Genomic DNA, 454 nt, shown 5'->3' with positions numbered 1-454 from the left:
TCCTTGAGCAGCGTTCGATAGGAGAACGCCACGTCGTAGGCGGTGACAGGCGCGCCGTCGTGAAAGCGCGCTTCGGGGCGCAAATTGAAGACGACCCAGCTGCGATCTTCGCTGTACTCCACCGATTGTGCGATCAACCCGTAACTCGACGCGGGTTCGTCGCCGGACGGCGAATACTGCCCGGTGCCAACCATCAGCGGCTCGTTGAGCTCGTTGATGCCGTACTGGAGAAAATTGGCGGTGGTGACCGGGCTGGTGCCCTTGAAAGTGTACGGATTGACCGTATCGAAGGTGCCGAACGCCATCACCCGCAACGTACCGCCCTTGGGCGCTTGCGGGTTGACCCAGTCGAAGTGGGTAAATCTGGCCGGGTACTTGAGCGTGCCGAACTGCGCATAACCGTGACTTTCGGTAATCGTCGCGCTTGCGGGTGAGCTCAAGGCCAGGCTGATCA

General features: G+C 60.6%; 1 protein-coding gene. It reads right to left on the bottom strand.

Annotation, left to right across the window (positions count from 1 at the left end; translation table 11 throughout):
• Positions 1–452, bottom strand: a 452-nt coding sequence (locus J5M71_RS28330) for an ABC transporter substrate-binding protein (protein WP_347709884.1), incomplete at its 3' end; no start/stop codon positions are given.
• Positions 453–454 lie beyond the last annotated feature (2 nt).

The organism is Pseudomonas sp. 43(2021) (genome assembly GCF_017490805.1).
Taxonomy (GTDB): Bacteria; Pseudomonadota; Gammaproteobacteria; order Pseudomonadales; family Pseudomonadaceae; genus Aquipseudomonas.
Note: the sequence above shows the minus strand (reverse complement) of the source record. Positions and strands in the feature narration are given on the sequence as shown.